Consider the following 14,763-nt stretch of genomic DNA (forward strand, 5'->3'; position numbering starts at 1 on the left):
GACGCCGGAGTCCGTCGGCCACGGGCAGGGTATGGCGTACGGCCGGGCGACGGGCTCGGTCGGGGACACGGTGGCTCCTTGCACGGCGGGCCGACGCGGCGTCACCTGCCGCGCGGCCCGTCGTCGATCGGTGGCGCCATGCTGGACTCGGCGGACGGCGCCCGGCGGGCCCTACCTCTCCGCTCCCGGCGCCGGGGTGGGCAGCGGGCGGCAGAGCAGGGCGTCCGGGACCCCGTAGTGCAGCCACTTCCAGGTGTACGCGACGCCCGCGAGGTACTCGCCGTCGGCGCACTGGCCCTTGCAGTGGCCGGGCGACCAGTCGCCGGCGAGCGAGCCGCCGGAGGTGGGCCGGTTGTCGCCGTGGTCGAACCAGGCGACCCGTCCGCCGGTCGGCAGGGGTCCGGCGGCGGGGGCGCACAGCAGCGACGCCATGGCGTCGGAGCGGACGCTGTGGCCGACGGCGAAGCTGCCGTCCGGGCACTGCAGCTTGTTGTACCCGGAGGCCCAGTCCCCGCCGGTGACGTGGCGTTCGTCGGTGACCTTCAGGTACCCGGCGCCGCTCGCCGCCGGACCGCCCGCGTCGGTGCACAGGCCGCGGCTGCTGCCCCGGGCGAGGCCGACCAGCCGTTGGCCGTCCGGGCAGCTGCCCTTGCGGCGGCCGGGGTCCCAGTCGCCGAGGGCGCGCATCCGGGCGGAGGCGTCGTGGTCGGTGTGGTCGAGGTCGAGCATGTTCCAGCGTTCGACGCGCGGGGCCGGTCCGGTGCGGCCGGGAGCGTTCACCAGCCGGCTCCAGTCGGCGGCCCGCCAGTCGCCCGGGTCGTCGACGCCCAGCCGCCGGCCGGCCGGGTCGTACGAGAGGAGTGCCCAACTGTCCTGCGGTGCACCGTCGGTGCCGAGCCAGCCGACCAGCGGCCAGACGGCGAAGTCGGTGTCGCGGGCCACCAGGATGTCGGTGAAGTTGCGCAGCCAGGCCCGTTCCTTCGGGTTGTCGGTGCCGCGGCCCCCTGCGCCGAACTCGCTGATCCAGACGGGCGCGGTGAAGTGCTGGCCGGTGCCGGTGACGAACAGTGCCTCGTCGTCGACGACCTGGGCGAGCCGCTCGGGGGTGAAGTCCTGGTAGCGCGGGTCGTCGGTGGCGCCGGGGCCGCTGCCGGCGCCCGTGTTGGCGGGGCCGGTGTAGGCGTAGAAGTGGGCGGAGTAGACGAGTTTGTCGGAGCGGATCAGGGTGTGCGAGAGGCTGCGGACCGGGGTGAGGTTCGGCCGGCCCCGCTGGAAGGGGGCGGCGGGGATGCCGAACCAGTTGATGCCCTCCATGACGATCAGCAGGTCGGGGTTGGCCCGCAGGATGCGGTTGCCGGCCGACTCGAAGGCGGCGTACGCGTCGTGGGCGTCGCCCAGGCCCCAGTTGGGGTCGTCCAGGAGGTCGCGGCGGATCTCGTTGCGCAGGTCGACGCCGACCACCCGCGGGTCTGTGCGGTAGCGGTCCACCAGGAACAGCCAGTCGTCCTCCCACTGCCGGGCCGACTGGCCGCTGTTCCAGCGCTCGTTGCCGTCCAGGCCGCAGCAGAACCGGTAGGTGGTGGTGTGGTTGTTGAGGATCACCGCGAAGCCGTCCGCGGTGAGCGCGGCCACCACCGCGTCGAACACCTGCAGCGGGGTCTTGCCCTTGAGCTGCGGGTTCGCGGTGACCGCGGCGTCCGGGACGGCGGTGGTGTCGTGGATCATCGCGTTGGCGAACGGCAGCCGGATGCTGTTGAGGCCGAGGCGCCGGAAGTCGGCCAGGATCCGGTCGATCGGGGCGCGGTCGAGGCCGAGCGGGATGTTGTGGGAGACCTGGCGGGCCTGGTTGTTCGCCGGGTCGTTCGGGTCGCCCTTGCCCTCCCAGGTGCCCTGCGCGCCGGCCCAGTTGCCGGATTTCAGCTTGAAGCGGTTCCCGTCGGCGTCCACGACGTAGCGGCCCCGGGTGCTCAGCGGCGCCTTCCAGGGGGCCACCGCGGCGGCGGAGGTGACGGGGGTGGCCGGCGTCGCGGTGGCAGGGGTGGCGGGCGGTCCGACGTCGGCCAGGGCGGGCGTGCCGGTGCCCGCGAGCGCGGCGGCGCAGGCCGCCAGGCAGGCCACGGTGGACAGGAGGCGGGTACGTCGGGGCTGCATGCTCACTCCTGGCGTGGTGGGGGTCCGGGCGGCACGGGCACTGCTGACGGCTTGTCGCACAGTGACATGCCCGGCGGACGAGGGGTTCATGCCCACGCCAACTCCCGTGCCGGGTAAGCCCCGCACGCCGCCCCGGCCGTCCGGGGCGGCGCGCGGACGGCACGCGGACGGCGACGTGCGGAGGGCGGCGCGCGGGCGGCCTGCGGGGCGCCCGCGTCAGACCCGTCCGAAGGCCTCCCGGTGTTCGCGCAGGAAGGACTCCAGGGTGCGCGGGGCGCGCCCGGTCAGCCGGACCGCCGTGTCGTCGGGCCGCTCGGGGCGCAGGACGGCCAGCCGCTGGATCTCCACCACGTGGGCGGCCAGCCAGTCCGGCATCCCGGCCCGCGCGACCAGGTGGGCGTGCAGCTCCTCCGGCGCGAGGTCGACGTACCGCACCGGCCGGCCCAGCAGCGCACCCAGCAGTTCCGCCACCTCCGAGTGGCTGTACGCGCGTCCACCGGTCAGCTCGTACGTGCCGCCGGCCTGCTCGGGCCGGGTGAGCACGGAGGCGGCGACGTCGCCGATGTCCCGGCAGTCGACGTAGTTGCAGGGTGCGGCGCCCATCGCACCGTGGATCAGCCCGGCCGCGGCGATGCCGGGCGCGAGGAGCAGCAGCTTCTGCATGAACGCGTACGGGCGCAGCACGGTCGCGGTGACGCCCGAGGCGCGCAGGTGCTGTTCGATGCGGTGGTGGCCGCGGGAGACGGCGACGGGCGAGTCCGGTTCGGCGGCCGGGGCGGAGATCTTGACGATGTGCTCGACGCCGCTCGCCACGGCCAGGTCGACGGCGCGCAGCTCGTGGTCGACCTGCTGCGGGCCGTTGGCCATGGTGAGGAACAGCTGCCGGGCGCCGCGGAAGGCCGCCCGCAGCGAGTCCGGGTCGCCGGCGTCGGCGGGCAGCACCTCGACCAGGCTGCGGGTGTGCCCGTCGAGCCGGGCCGCGAGGCGGCCGGAGTCACGGCTGAGCGCCCGGGTGTGGACGCCGAGGCGGGCGAGGCTCTGCAGGGTGGCACCGCCGGTGGCGCCACCGGCGCCCATGACGACGATCATTCGTTCTGCCTTTCGGGTGGGTCGGATCGAATCGGGTCGGGGTTCTTGACGGGACGTCAGCGCAGGGAGTGGCGGCGCGGACGGGTGCCGCGCCAGCGCCAGGTGACGAGGGTCGCGGCGATGGCGGCGGACATCGGCAGGTCGATGCGCAGCCGGGCGGGCCACGGACTGTCGGCCAGGGCCGGTACCCGGGGCAGCCAGTGCGCCCCGGACCAGCCGACCAGCAGGGCGAACGCGGCGGCGGCGATCCCGAAGCCGAGCGCCAGCACGAGGCGCGGCGGCCGCAGCGTCCAGGAGCACTCCGGACGGCGGCGCAGTCGGGCACCGACGAGGGTGGCGACCACCGCGGACGTACCGGCGATGGTGGTGACGGCCGCGATCATCAGCTCGGACTGGCCGGTGACGGCGCCGCCGATGCCGGCCATCAGGGCGGGCATGGCGTAGGCGGCCAGGACTTCGCGCCAGAGGGCGAACGGCGGGGGCTGGGCGGCCGGATCGGTGGTGCCGGACATCGGATGACCTCCAGATGATTAGGAAGCTAATTATCAGTGCTTAGGTGGCTAACTATTTGCCCGGAGAACGGCGCGGCACGGGCCGCGCGGCGCTCGCTTCGGGAAGCGTTTCAGGGAAGGAGTTCGGAGAGCGTTTCGGGAAACGGTTCAGGAGCGGTCCAGGCGGTACGGATCAGTCGTCGGTCAGGGCCGACATGCCCTCGACCAGCCGCGCCAGCAGGTCGAGGAACACCGTGCGCTCCTCCACCGACAGGCCGGCGACCATGGCCTCCATGCGCGCGAAGTGCTCGGGTGCCAACTCGCGCAGCCGTCCGGCACCGCGCGCGGTGAGGATCACCACGTTGCCGCGCCCGTCGTCGACGGACGGCCGCCGGGCGACCAGCCCCTCGCGCTCGAGGCCGTCGACCAGCCCGGTCACGGTCGCCCGCGAGACGCCGAGGCTCGCCGCCAACTGGGACGGCGACTTCTCGCCGCCGTGGTCCTCCAGGTCGGCGAGCAGCCGGTAGCGCCCGGTCGACAGCCCGAACCGCGCGAAGTGCGCCTCCCCGGCCTGCCCCAGCCGCGCACCCGCCGCCATCAGCCGCGCCGCGACCAGGACGGCCTGCGGATCGGCCGCCAGCCCGTACCGGTGGAGCTGCCGCCGGGCCTGGTCGAGCGTGGGCGCGCCGGGCTCGGCGTCGCGCTGGGGGTGGTGCCGGTTCATGTAAGTAATATGGCGGCTAACCACCAGCCTCGTCAAGCCGCCTCCCCCCGCCACCCTCCGGGCCGATGAGGAGGAGGAGTCGCCATCCCGGTACGCCGACACCGGCCGGGCGGGATCGATCATGTTCGATCGGGATCGGAACTCCCGGCGCCATGATCGGCGTCCGTACCGACGGGCCCCGCGTCCAGTCGGGTGACCTGTGGCATAACCGCATCGGCCCTGGGCACGCCAGCACTATTGACGACCGATCACCTCGAAAGGGGAACCCCCGTGGGCAGCCAGGACCAGCACCGGGACCGCACGCACGAAGCCACCGGACACGGCGTACCGGCGGGCGGTACCGCCGCGGGCGACGGCTCCGCCACAGCCTCCAAGGCGGCCGACGCCGCCCGCGAGGAGGGCGAGGCCTGAGCCCGGTGGAGCGGCAGGCCCGGCTCCGGTCCGCGTGACCGTGCTCCGGCCTGCCGCCGGACCTGCCCGGCCCGCCCGGCCTTGCGTGGGAGGACAGGGGCGGACGGACGGCTCACCGGATCGGCCCCGCCCGGTCACGGCTGTGGTCGCGGGCCGGAGACCGCCCGCCTAGCGTGTGTGGCGGCGAGGGGGGTCCCTTGGAACGAAACGGCACGTGATCATGGTTGAGAAGCCCGCAGTCGTCCTGGTGCACGGGTTCTGGGGCGGAGCCGCCCACTGGTCGAAGGTCATCGTCGAACTCCGCCGCCGCGGCTTCGGCGACCTGCACGCGGTCGAGAATCCGCTCACCGCACTGGCCGACGACGCGGAACGCACCCGCACGATGGTCCGCCAGGTCAACGGCCCGGTCCTGCTCGTCGGCCACTCCTACGGCGGCGCCGTGATCACCGAGGCCGGGGACCTGCCGAACGTCGCCGGCCTGGTCTACATCGCCGCGTTCGCCCCGGACGCCGGCGAGAGCCCCGGACAGCTCAGCCAGGAGATGCCGCCCGCGGCCTTCGCGAACATCGCCCCGGACTCCGACGGCTACCTGTGGGTCAGGCAGGACAAGTTCCACGAGAGCTTCTGCCAGGACGTCCCGGCCGACGAGGCCCTGGTCATGGCCGTCACCCAGAAGGCCCCGCTGGGGTCGACCTTCGGCGACACCGTCACCGCACCCGCCTGGCGCGCCAAGCCGACCTGGTACCAGGTCTCCACCCAGGACCGCATGATCCACCCCGACAACGAACGCCGCATGGCCCAGCGCATGACCCCGCGGAAGACCATCGAGCTGGACGCCGGGCACGCCTCCCTGGCCTCCCAGCCGGGCGCCGTCACCGACCTCATCGAAGCCGCCGCGGCCGACCTCGCCGGATAGCCGGGGCCGTACCGCCGACACGTCAGCGCGGCTGCGGGTAGCCGATCTCGGCGAGGTCGTCGGCGAGGTCCGCCAGGGTGACGTCCTCGTTCAGCGACGACACCAGGTCCTCGTCCAGCGGCTCCAGGGCGTACACCCGGCGCACGGCGTCGATGTCCACGGACACCTCGTAGTAGTCCTCGGCGAAGCGCCGGTACGCCTCCGGGGTCGGGTCGACCAGGAGCGCGAACAGGTTCGTCGCACCGTCGGGGTCGCCCTCCCCGGCGGGGAACTCGATCACGCCGTGCCGCCAGCCGTCGTCCGCCGCCTCCCGCCACAGGCAGGCGGTCACCACGGGAACCTCGTCCTCGTCGGTGAACGCCGGCTCCGTGACGTATGCCCGGAACACCTCCGGCACGTCGTCCACCACCCCCGGCCAGGGCTCGCCGTCCGACCCGTACGGGCTCATCGGCGACTCGTGGTCGAACCCGCGCACGTAGGCCCCGGCGGCCGAGAACACGATGGAGTACTCGTCCCCCGAGCCGTTGCGCATCGAGGCCGTCTCCTCGCCCTCGGCCCAGGCGGAGTCGAAGGAGTAGTACCGGTCGGTCCAGTCCGGACTGAGGATCGCATCGAGCACGGCCAGCGACCGGCACAGGTCGCGCAGGGACGGCCCAACGCGGGCGGCCGGTCAGCCGCAGGAGCGCCCAGCGGACCGAGAAGTTGAGGAGCAGCACGAGGCCGTACGCCGCATAGACCGCGAGGCCGACGGGGTCGAAGGGGCCGGCAGGCCCGACCCCGGCCTCGCGGAACGCCCGGCCGACGGCCCGGAACCGCCCGAGCCAGACCACGCCCATCCGCACCGGCTCGGCGTCCGGCCCGGTGACCTCGACGTAGCGGCAGTCCTCCCGGTCCCCCCGCTTCCCCTGGGCCCAGCGCGTGCGCTCCGCCGCCATGGCGTCGGCCCGCCGCGTCGCCTCGGCCTGCGCGGCCAGCTCCGCCTGCCGCTGCTCGAACCGGGCGAGCCACTCCTGCTCCCGACGGCGCTGCTCCTGTGCCGTCGGCCCCGCCTTGGAAGTGATCATCCGCTCATCGTAGGGGTATCAGGAGCGCTCGCCGAGGGCGCCGGCGCCCTCGCGCTCGACGGCGTCCGCGGGGCGGCTGCGGCGATCAGCGACTCCCTGCGGCGGCGGGTGCGCCGGGTGACGGCCCGTTCGCCGGTGGGGCACCGACCCGCCGTCCACGCCGTCCCGGGTCTCCTCATCCGCGGTTGCCGACGGTAGTCTTTCGTGTGCGTATCGCCATCGGCTCCGCACCCGGGGTACTGGGAGGTTGTCATGACCCACCGGAGCAGCAGTACTGACATCCCGTCGCCCGACCGGCCCGACCATCCGTCGCCCGACCGGTCGGCGCGCGCGCCGGGCCGCTACCGGCGGGCGGCCGTGATCGCCGCCGTCGCCCTCGCGCTCGCCGCGCCGCTCGCGGTGCCCGGGACGGCGGCGGCCGACGGCGCCGGGGCGCCTTCGCCGGGGGCGCCGGGGCTGGGGGATCCGATCTTCCCGCTGGACGGCAACGGCGGCTACGACGTGCGCCACTACACCCTGGACTTCGACTGGGCCGCACCCCGGACGGCGTTCCCCGCACGGACCGAGATCGAGGCGGTGGCCACGCAGGCGCTGTCCCGCTTCAACCTGGACTTCGCCGGGAACACGCTCGGCCGGGTCACGGTCGACGGGCGCCCGGCCACGACCGTCCGCGAGGGGGACGAACTCGTCGTCACCCCGCAACGCCCCCTGCGGCGCGGCGCCCCCTTCACCGTCCGGATCGAGTACACGGCCGACCCCACCCAGCTGCGGCACCGCGAGGACGCGATCGAGGACTACGGGTGGATCCCGACCCCGGACGGGACGGTGCTCTACCCGCAGCCCAACGGCGCCAAGATGATCTTCCCGTCGAACGACCACCCCAGCCGCCCCGCCCGGTTCACCTTCCGGATCACCGCCCCGGACGACCTGACCGCCGTCGCCAACGGCACCCTCGCCGGCCGCCGCAGCGCCGGTGACGGCCGCACCCGCTGGACGTACGAGGCGAAGCAGCCGCTGTCGACCCAACTGGTCCAGGTCGCCATCGGCCGCTACACCGTGCTGACCGGCACCGGGCCCGGCGGCCTGCCGCTGCGCGACGTCATCCCCACCGACCTCGTCGACCGCGTCGAGCCGTACCGCCGACTCACCCCCGGCCACATGGCCTGGCTGGAGGAGCGCCTGGGCCGCTACCCGTTCGACACGTACGGGATCCTCGCCGCGCACACCGACCTCGGCGTCGCACTGGAGACCCAGACCCTGTCGCTGCTCCCGGCCGCCGATCTGCTGGGTAGCCAGGTGGACGCCGAACGCAACCTGGTGCACGAACTCGCCCACCACTGGTTCGGCAACAGCACCGGCCTGCGGAACTGGTCCGACCTCTGGTTGAGCGAGGGCCACGCCCGCTTCTACGAGCGGCTGTACTCCGAGGAGCACGGCGGAGCGAGCTTCGAGCAGGCGATGCGCGCCGCCTACCGGGCCCACGACCTGTGGCGCCGCGACTTCGGCCCGCCCGCCGCGCCGACCGAGCCGATGCTCTTCAAGCGGATGCGCTACGACGGGTCCGCCCTGGTGCTGTACGCGCTGCGCGAGGAGGTCGGGGACGCGGCCTTCCGGGCGGTGGAGCGGGCCTGGGTCGAGCGCCACCGCCACCGGACGGCCTCGACCGCCGACTACATCGAGCTGGCCTCCCGGGTGACCGGCCGGGACCTGCGCGGGTTCCTCACCGCCTGGCTCCACGGCGAGCGCACCCCGCCGATGCCCGGCCACCCGGACTGGACGGTCGACCCCGTCCCCCTCGGGCCCTCCCCCGCCGACGCCTTCCCGGGGGAACGGGCCTGAGCCCGCCGGGGGCCGGGGCCTCCGCACCCGTCGGTCACCCCGGTGGCCGACGGGTGGTCAGGCCCCGGCGGGGCCGGTGGCCGCCCAGTCGGCCCGCAGCCGCTCGGCCTGCACGGCGAGGGCGGCGAGCAGCGCGTCGGCGTTCGCGGACACCGAGGTGTTCAGCACGGCCAGGCCGATCCGGCGGGTCATCGGCCGGCCTTCGACGGGTCGGACGGCGAGGTCCGGGCGGTCCTGGGCGAGGCCCAGCCGCGGCACCAGGGCGACGCCGATGCCGGCGGCCACGAAGCCCTGGATCACGGCGTAGTCGTCGGTGCGCATCGCGGGGACGGGCTGGAAGCCGTGCCGGGCGCAGGCGCGGGCGAGTGCCCGGTCGACCGGGTCCCAGTCGGAGCTGCTCATGATCCAGTCCTCGCCGCGCAGCTCGGCCAGCGGCACCCGCTCGCGCCGGGCCAGCGGGTGGTCGGCGGGGAGGACGAGGAGCAGCGGGTCGTCGAGCAGCGGGTGGACGGTGAACTCCTCACCCAGGTCGTGGCCCGCGCCGGGTCCGGATCGGGGGCCGGTTCCGGATCGCGCGCCGCCTCCGGATCGGGGGACGGCTCGGGTGCCCGCCACCCGGTGCCCGCCGGGCCTGGCCTCGGACCCGGGGCCGGTGCCAGTGCCAGTGCCAGCGCCAGGGTCAAGGCCGGGGTCGGGGCCGGCCGGCTGGTGGAAGACCAGGGCGGCCTGCAGCTCGTGCGTGCGCAGGCCGGCCAGCAGGGTGGGCATCTCCCCCTCGGTGAGCGAGATGCGGACGCCTTGGCGGTGCAGCTCCCGGACGGCGGGCGGCAGGAGGAGCGCACCCGCGGTGGGGAAGGTCCCGATCCGGAGGGTGGCGGCGCCGTCCTCGGCGAGGTCCCGGACTTCGCGTTCGGCGACCAGGATCCGTTCGAGGACGGCCTCGGCGTGCGGCAGCAGCGCCCGGCCCGCGTCGGTCAGCACCGCGCCGCGCGCACCGCGGTGGACCAGCGGGGTGCGCAGGTGGGCCTCCAGGGTGGCGAGGTGGTGGGTGACGGTGGGCTGGCTGAAGTGCAGGGCGCGGGCGGCGGCGGCCAGCGAGCCCTCCCGGGCGATGGCGCGCAGGACCCGCAGGTGGCGCAGTTCGAGCACGCGGTCCCCTTTCGGCGGGTTCCGGGGCCGGCGGGGGCCTGTCGGACAGGCCACCGGCACCCTCGGGTGAGCCATAGACCGATTATGGAGGTCTCCAGAGAATCATGCCGTTCCCCTATGGCTGCACGGGTGCGAGGGTCGTCAGCGTGAACAACCGAAGCATCCTCGACTCCCCTGCTCAGCGCCGTGCCCCGTACGCCGAGGCGGTCTCCGCCGCCGGGCGGGTGGACTGGCTGCGGCTGAACGTGCCCGGCCATGCGGCGGACCCCGACCGGTTCGGCGCGCTCGGCGGACTGCTGGGGTCCCTGCCGCTGGAGCTGGACCTGCCGCCGCTGCTGGAGGGCATCGACCTGGGGCCGGGCAGTCCGCTGGAGCAGGCGCTGGAGCTGGCCGCCGAGGCGTGGGGCGCGCGCCGGACGTGGTTCCTCACCAACGGCGCCTCGCAGGGCAACCGGATCGCCGTCCTGGCCGCGGGAGCGCTCGGCGGCACCCTGGTGGTGCAGCGCAGTGTCCACTCCAGCGTGGTGGACGGGCTGGTGCTGTCGGGCCTGCGGGCCGCGTTCGTCCACCCGTCGGTGGACGGGGCGATGGGCATCGCGCACGGTGTGACGCCGACCGCGCTCGCGGCGGCCCTGGCGGCGCAGCCGGACGCGGCGGCGGCATACGTGGTGACGCCCAGCTACTTCGGTGCGGTGGCGGACGTCCGCGGGCTGGCGGCGGTCGCGCACGCGGCCGGGGTTCCGCTGATCGTGGACGAGGCGTGGGGCTCGCACTTCGGGTTCCACCCGGACCTGCCGGCGAGCGCCCTCGCCCAGGGGGCGGACCTGGTGGTGTCCAGCACGCACAAGCTGGGCGGCAGCCTCACCCAGTCCGCGATGCTGCACCTCGGCGACGGCCCGTTCGGGGCGGTGCTGGAGCCGCTGGTGGAACGGATCTTCCATCTGACCCAGTCGACCAGCGCCAGTGCCCTGCTGCTGGCGTCGCTCGACGTGGCCCGGCAGCAGCTGGTCGGCGGGCGCGAACGGATCGGGCACTCGGTGCGGGCGGCGGAGCGGATGCGGGCGGCGGTCCGGGCCGGCGGGCGGTTCGCGGTGGTGAGCGACGGGTTCGGGCGGTTCCCGGACATCGCCGCGACCGACCCGCTGCGGGTCGCCGTGGACACCCGGGCCGGCGGGATCACCGGGCACGAGGCCCGACGGCTGCTGATGCGCGAGCACCGGCTGTTCGTGGAGGTCGCCACCGACGCGGCGATCGTCGCGGTGGTCGGCGCGGGCGCCGCCCCGGACGTCGAACGGTTCGTCGAGGCCCTGCACGCGCTGCCGGTCCGGACCGATCCCGCGTCGGGCCGGGACCTGCCCACCCTGCCCGAACCCGGCCCGGTGCGGCTCACCCCGCGCGAGGCGTTCCTCGCGCCGAGCCGGCTGGTGCCCGCGGCCGACGCGGTCGGCCGGATCTCCGCCGACACCCTCTCCGCGTACCCGCCGGGCATCCCCAACGTCCTGCCCGGCGAGGAGATCACCGCCGAGCACGTGGACTTCTTCCGGCGCACCGCCAAGGCCCCCACCGGCCACGTCCGCGGCGCCGCCGACCCGGAGGTGGCGTCCCTGCGCGTGGTCGACCTGCCCTGAGCCCCTGCGGGCAGGGCCGGGCTCCACCCGGCCGGGCTGCTCCCGCGGCCGGGGGCGCGGGGCCTGACGTACGGTCCGGCGGGCGGCCGGGGCAGGGTCCGTAGACTGGCTCGATGTCTCTCCGCAGCCTGCACGACCGAGCCGCGCTCGAAGCCCGCTTCCGCCGGGACCCGGCCCTGCACCTGATGGAGCTCGGCGACCTCGACGACCTGCTCTGGCCGCACACCTCGTGGTACACGACCGGGCCGGACGGGCCGGTGGCGCTGCTCTACGCGGTCGGCGACATCCCGACGCTGCTGGCCTTCGGCGGCGCCGAGGAGGCGGCGGCGGTGGAGGAACTCGTGACGGCGATGCTGCCGGTGCTGCCCCGCCGCTTCTTCGGGCACCTCACCGGCGGGGCGGCGACGGTGCTGAAGCAGGCGTACGAGGTCGACTCCCGCGGCACGCTGCTGCGCATGGCGCTGGCCGCTCCCGGGCGCGCCGCCGGATATCCGGCGGGCCCGTGGGAGCCGGCCCCGCTCGACCGCGGCGACCTGCCCGAGCTGCTCGACCTGTTCGCGGCGGCGTATCCGGGCAACTGGTTCGACGACCGGATGCTCGACACCGGCCAGTACGTCGGCGCCCGCCGGGACGGCCGGCTCGTCGCGGTGGCCGGGGTGCACGTCTGGTCACCGGTGCAGCGGGTCGCCGCGCTGGGCAACGTCACGACCCACCCCGACGTACGCGGCCGGGGCGCCGCCGGGGCGTGCGTCGCCGCGCTCTGCCGCCGGCTCGCCGCGACCACGGACCTCGTCGGCCTCAACGTCCGTGCCGACAACGCCACCGCCGTCGACCTCTACCGCCGGCTGGGCTTCACCGAGGTCGCGTCCTTCACCGAGGCCGTCTTCACCGCCCTGCCGGCGGCGGGCGGCACCGGCTGAGGCGGTCGCCCCTGCGGTGCGGGTGCCCGCCGGCGGGTGGTCGGGGCGGCGGGTGGTCCCCGGCAGGTGGTCGGGGCGGGTGGTCCGCGGTCGCCGGGAGCGCCCGCCGAATAATCGGTTGCGCGGGGGAACGGAACGGCTAAAGTGTGCACGTCCTCGCGAATTGCCGTGCGAGGGCCTGGCTTCGAGGAGGTGTGTCGGGATGGTTGCCGCCGTGTCGCGGCGCGCCTTTGTGTGCGCGCCATACGCCTTCCTCGTTCGCCATCTCCCCACCGGCTGACAGCGCGTCGTCCCCGACCGCACCCGGTGGGCCACTCCTCAGGAGCCACCGCAGTGCGTGAGCGCTTTGCCGACAGCGATTCCTTCTCCCGTATCCGCCCCAAGGGCGGCCCCCGGCGTGGTCGCCGGTCCGAGCGGTTCGACGACGTCGAGCCGGAGTACTTCCCCACCGGGGCCGCCGAGTTGCCCGAGGGCTTCGACGACCTCTCCGCCCCCGCGCCCGTCACCGACGGTCCCGCCGAGGGCGACCGCTGGTCCACCTGGGACCAGTCCACCCCCACCGAGAAGGGGCCCGAGCCGCGCCCCGACTGGGTGGTGACCGAGCTCGCGGCCGTGGACACCGAGCTCGGGATCGTGAAGACCGGCAAGGAGGCCGACGTCTTCCTCCTGGAGCGGCGGGTGCCCGGCACCGGGCGCCGCACCCTGATGGCCGCCAAGCGCTACCGGGACGCCCAGCACCGGATGTTCCACCGCGACTCCGGCTACCTGGAGGGCCGTCAGCACAAGGAGTCCCGGATCACCCGGGCGATGGCCAAGCGCACGGCGTTCGGCAAGGAGGCGATCGCCGGGCAGTGGGCGGGGGCCGAGTTCGCGGCGCTGTCCCGGCTCTGGTCGGCCGGGGTGGCCGTCCCGTACCCGGTGCAGATCACGGGCACCGAGATCCTGATGGAGTTCGTCGGCGACGAGGGCGGTACGGCCGCGCCCCGGCTCGCCCAACTGCGAGCCGAGGAGGCCGATGTCGAGGACCTGTGGGAGCAACTGGGCCACAGCCTCTCGGTGCTGGCGGCCGACGGCTACGCGCACGGCGACCTGTCCGCGTACAACATCCTGGTCCACCGGGGCCGGCTGGTGATCATCGACGTGCCGCAGATCGTGGACGTCATCGCCAACCCGCGCGGCCGCTCCTTCCTGGAGCGGGACGTGCGCAACGTCGGCGCCTGGTTCGCCTCCCGGGGTCTGCCCGAGAAGCGGGTCGACGAGCTGGTCGAGTCGCTGGCCGCCGACGCACGCCTGCGGTAGCCCGCGACAGGCGCCCCGCGCCCCGCGAACAGGGCTGTGCCCCGGTCCCCTTCCTGCCGAGGGGGACGGGGGCGGCCGGGGACTCCGTCAGAGGTCCAGGACCGGGCGGGTGGACATGTCCTCGTACAGGTCCTCGCCGTCCGGGCCCCGGAGGAACTCGGCGACGAACGGGTTGCGGTTGGCGGTGGCGAGGGGGAGCCAGCCGAGCAGGGCGCCGTAGCCGCCGCAGACGGACTCGCCGCCGTCGCCGCCGTGAACAGCCGCGGGGTCGCTGGTCACCTCGGAGTCCCGTTCGATCCGGGCCGCGTGCATCCGCGCGCCGAGGTGCTCGACCTCCTCGACGGCGACGACCCGGCCGCCGACCCGTTCGGCGGCCTGCCGGGCGATCCGGCGCGCGGTGGACGGGTCGGCGGTGCGCCACTCGTGGAGGGTGAGGCTGCTGAGGGTCATGCGGCGCAGTCTTCCACCGGGGTCGGACAGGGCGGGCCGGTGGGGTCGGAACGTCAAGTCCCGCGGGCCCGGCGGGCGTCCGGTGCGCGCGGGTCCCGGGCCGGGCCGCGAATGGGCCGTGGCTGGGCCGAACGAGTGCATCCCTCATCCGGTCGGGTCATCCGTTCACCCGTCCGGCCCGTCAAGATTGCGAGCGGGCCGAGTTTGTGTGCAAACGTCTCCACCGGGGCTCCCCACGGGAGCCCGTGCCCGGCCCCGCCCGGCGCGCTGCGCGCCGGTGGGCCGCCGGAGGACCACAGACGACCGGAAGGACAACTGACATGTCGGTGCGTGGGACGCTTCCCAAGCTCGCCGTGATCGCCACCCTCGCCGCCACCGCGGCCCTCGCCACCCCGACCGCCGCGATGGCGTACGGCTGGCACTGGCACCACCAGCCCCTCCCCTCCACCGCCAGCGAGCTGAGCACCGGCAACGCCGCGGTCGGCCTGGTCGGCCCGCGCGTCAACTGGCTGACCGCTGCCGAGGAGACCCACGGCTGATCGAGCCTGAAGGCACGGTTCCGCGGGCCGCCGCACCCACCCCCGCCCCCGCCCAGCCAAGTAGGGGGTCGGGCCCGCAGCGGTCTATTAAAA

At 74.8% G+C, this 14,763-nt stretch carries 14 protein-coding genes; 7 read left to right on the forward strand and 7 right to left on the reverse strand.

The window, feature by feature from the left end; genetic code table 11:
- Positions 1-171 precede the first annotated feature (171 nt).
- The 4 genes from ACWGB8_RS10965 to ACWGB8_RS10980 all read right to left on the reverse strand — a co-directional run bounded on the left by ACWGB8_RS10965 (position 172) and on the right by ACWGB8_RS10980 (position 4,455).
- On the reverse strand, positions 172-2,151 hold the full coding sequence (locus ACWGB8_RS10965) for a cellulase family glycosylhydrolase (protein WP_452212373.1): 1,980 nt from the start codon (positions 2,149-2,151) through the stop codon (positions 172-174).
- A gap of 216 nt (positions 2,152-2,367) precedes the next feature.
- Complete coding sequence (locus ACWGB8_RS10970; RefSeq protein ID WP_452212375.1) at positions 2,368-3,240, reverse strand: NmrA family NAD(P)-binding protein; 873 nt, start codon at positions 3,238-3,240, stop codon at positions 2,368-2,370.
- A gap of 56 nt (positions 3,241-3,296) precedes the next feature.
- Positions 3,297-3,752: a hypothetical protein gene (locus ACWGB8_RS10975; RefSeq protein WP_452212377.1), complete on the reverse strand. Its 456-nt coding sequence runs from the start codon at positions 3,750-3,752 to the stop codon at positions 3,297-3,299.
- A 172-nt stretch (positions 3,753-3,924) separates the two neighbouring features.
- On the reverse strand, positions 3,925-4,455 hold the full coding sequence (locus ACWGB8_RS10980) for a MarR family winged helix-turn-helix transcriptional regulator (protein ID WP_452212378.1): 531 nt from the start codon (positions 4,453-4,455) through the stop codon (positions 3,925-3,927).
- A gap of 270 nt (positions 4,456-4,725) precedes the next feature.
- Here ACWGB8_RS10980 and ACWGB8_RS10985 point away from each other — a divergent pair, with 270 nt between their 5' ends.
- Positions 4,726-4,866, forward strand: coding sequence for a hypothetical protein (locus ACWGB8_RS10985; RefSeq protein WP_452212380.1), 141 nt, complete (start codon positions 4,726-4,728; stop codon positions 4,864-4,866).
- A gap of 220 nt (positions 4,867-5,086) precedes the next feature.
- A complete protein-coding gene (locus tag ACWGB8_RS10990) occupies positions 5,087-5,782 on the forward strand; it encodes an alpha/beta hydrolase (protein ID WP_452212400.1) in 696 nt (231 codons plus the stop codon).
- 22 nt (positions 5,783-5,804) lie between these two features.
- Here ACWGB8_RS10990 and ACWGB8_RS10995 read toward each other — a convergent pair whose 3' ends face one another.
- Complete coding sequence (locus tag ACWGB8_RS10995) at positions 5,805-6,401, reverse strand: hypothetical protein (RefSeq protein ID WP_452212382.1); 597 nt, start codon at positions 6,399-6,401, stop codon at positions 5,805-5,807.
- Positions 6,402-7,098: 697 nt separating this feature from the next.
- On the opposite strand from ACWGB8_RS10995, the gene ACWGB8_RS11000 reads away from it, so the two are divergent.
- Complete coding sequence (locus tag ACWGB8_RS11000) at positions 7,099-8,685, forward strand: M1 family metallopeptidase (protein ID WP_452212384.1); 1,587 nt, start codon at positions 7,099-7,101, stop codon at positions 8,683-8,685.
- A gap of 57 nt (positions 8,686-8,742) precedes the next feature.
- Here ACWGB8_RS11000 and ACWGB8_RS11005 read toward each other — a convergent pair whose 3' ends face one another.
- The gene (locus tag ACWGB8_RS11005) at positions 8,743-9,834 is read right to left on the reverse strand and encodes a LysR family transcriptional regulator (protein ID WP_452212385.1); all 1,092 of its coding nucleotides are present in this window, start codon (positions 9,832-9,834) and stop codon (positions 8,743-8,745) included.
- A gap of 146 nt (positions 9,835-9,980) precedes the next feature.
- Between ACWGB8_RS11005 and ACWGB8_RS11010 the strand changes: the two genes are divergently transcribed.
- The 3 genes from ACWGB8_RS11010 to ACWGB8_RS11020 all read left to right on the forward strand — a co-directional run bounded on the left by ACWGB8_RS11010 (position 9,981) and on the right by ACWGB8_RS11020 (position 13,681).
- Positions 9,981-11,462 carry an aminotransferase class I/II-fold pyridoxal phosphate-dependent enzyme gene (locus tag ACWGB8_RS11010; RefSeq protein ID WP_452212387.1) on the forward strand — a complete coding sequence of 494 codons (1,482 nt, stop codon included), beginning with the start codon at positions 9,981-9,983 and terminating at the stop codon, positions 11,460-11,462.
- A gap of 113 nt (positions 11,463-11,575) precedes the next feature.
- Positions 11,576-12,382, forward strand: coding sequence for a GNAT family N-acetyltransferase (locus tag ACWGB8_RS11015; protein ID WP_452212389.1), 807 nt, complete (start codon positions 11,576-11,578; stop codon positions 12,380-12,382).
- 333 nt (positions 12,383-12,715) lie between these two features.
- A complete protein-coding gene (locus ACWGB8_RS11020) occupies positions 12,716-13,681 on the forward strand; it encodes a serine protein kinase RIO (protein ID WP_452212390.1) in 966 nt (321 codons plus the stop codon).
- Positions 13,682-13,768: 87 nt separating this feature from the next.
- Here the strand turns inward: ACWGB8_RS11020 and ACWGB8_RS11025 are convergent, their stop codons facing one another.
- The gene (locus ACWGB8_RS11025) at positions 13,769-14,131 is read right to left on the reverse strand and encodes a hypothetical protein (protein WP_452212392.1); all 363 of its coding nucleotides are present in this window, start codon (positions 14,129-14,131) and stop codon (positions 13,769-13,771) included.
- A 320-nt stretch (positions 14,132-14,451) separates the two neighbouring features.
- On the opposite strand from ACWGB8_RS11025, the gene ACWGB8_RS11030 reads away from it, so the two are divergent.
- A complete protein-coding gene (locus ACWGB8_RS11030; RefSeq protein WP_452212394.1) occupies positions 14,452-14,670 on the forward strand; it encodes a hypothetical protein in 219 nt (72 codons plus the stop codon).
- Positions 14,671-14,763: the final 93 nt, after the last annotated feature.

This window comes from Kitasatospora sp. NPDC054939 (genome assembly GCF_053610105.1).

Excerpts from the sequence above, each read along its gene's own strand:
- ACWGB8_RS10965 (WP_452212373.1), bottom strand. The coding sequence starts at position 2,151 with ATGCAGCCCCGACGTACCCGCCTCCTGTCCACCGTGGCCTGCCTGGCG.
- ACWGB8_RS10970 (WP_452212375.1), bottom strand. The coding sequence starts at position 3,240 with ATGATCGTCGTCATGGGCGCCGGTGGCGCCACCGGCGGTGCCACCCTG.
- ACWGB8_RS10975 (WP_452212377.1), bottom strand. The coding sequence starts at position 3,752 with ATGTCCGGCACCACCGATCCGGCCGCCCAGCCCCCGCCGTTCGCCCTC.
- ACWGB8_RS10980 (WP_452212378.1), bottom strand. The coding sequence starts at position 4,455 with ATGAACCGGCACCACCCCCAGCGCGACGCCGAGCCCGGCGCGCCCACG.
- ACWGB8_RS10990 (WP_452212400.1), top strand. The coding sequence starts at position 5,087 with ATGGTTGAGAAGCCCGCAGTCGTCCTGGTGCACGGGTTCTGGGGCGGA.
- ACWGB8_RS11000 (WP_452212384.1), top strand. The coding sequence starts at position 7,099 with ATGACCCACCGGAGCAGCAGTACTGACATCCCGTCGCCCGACCGGCCC.
- ACWGB8_RS11015 (WP_452212389.1), top strand. The coding sequence starts at position 11,576 with ATGTCTCTCCGCAGCCTGCACGACCGAGCCGCGCTCGAAGCCCGCTTC.
- ACWGB8_RS11025 (WP_452212392.1), bottom strand. The coding sequence starts at position 14,131 with ATGACCCTCAGCAGCCTCACCCTCCACGAGTGGCGCACCGCCGACCCG.
- ACWGB8_RS11030 (WP_452212394.1), top strand. The coding sequence starts at position 14,452 with ATGTCGGTGCGTGGGACGCTTCCCAAGCTCGCCGTGATCGCCACCCTC.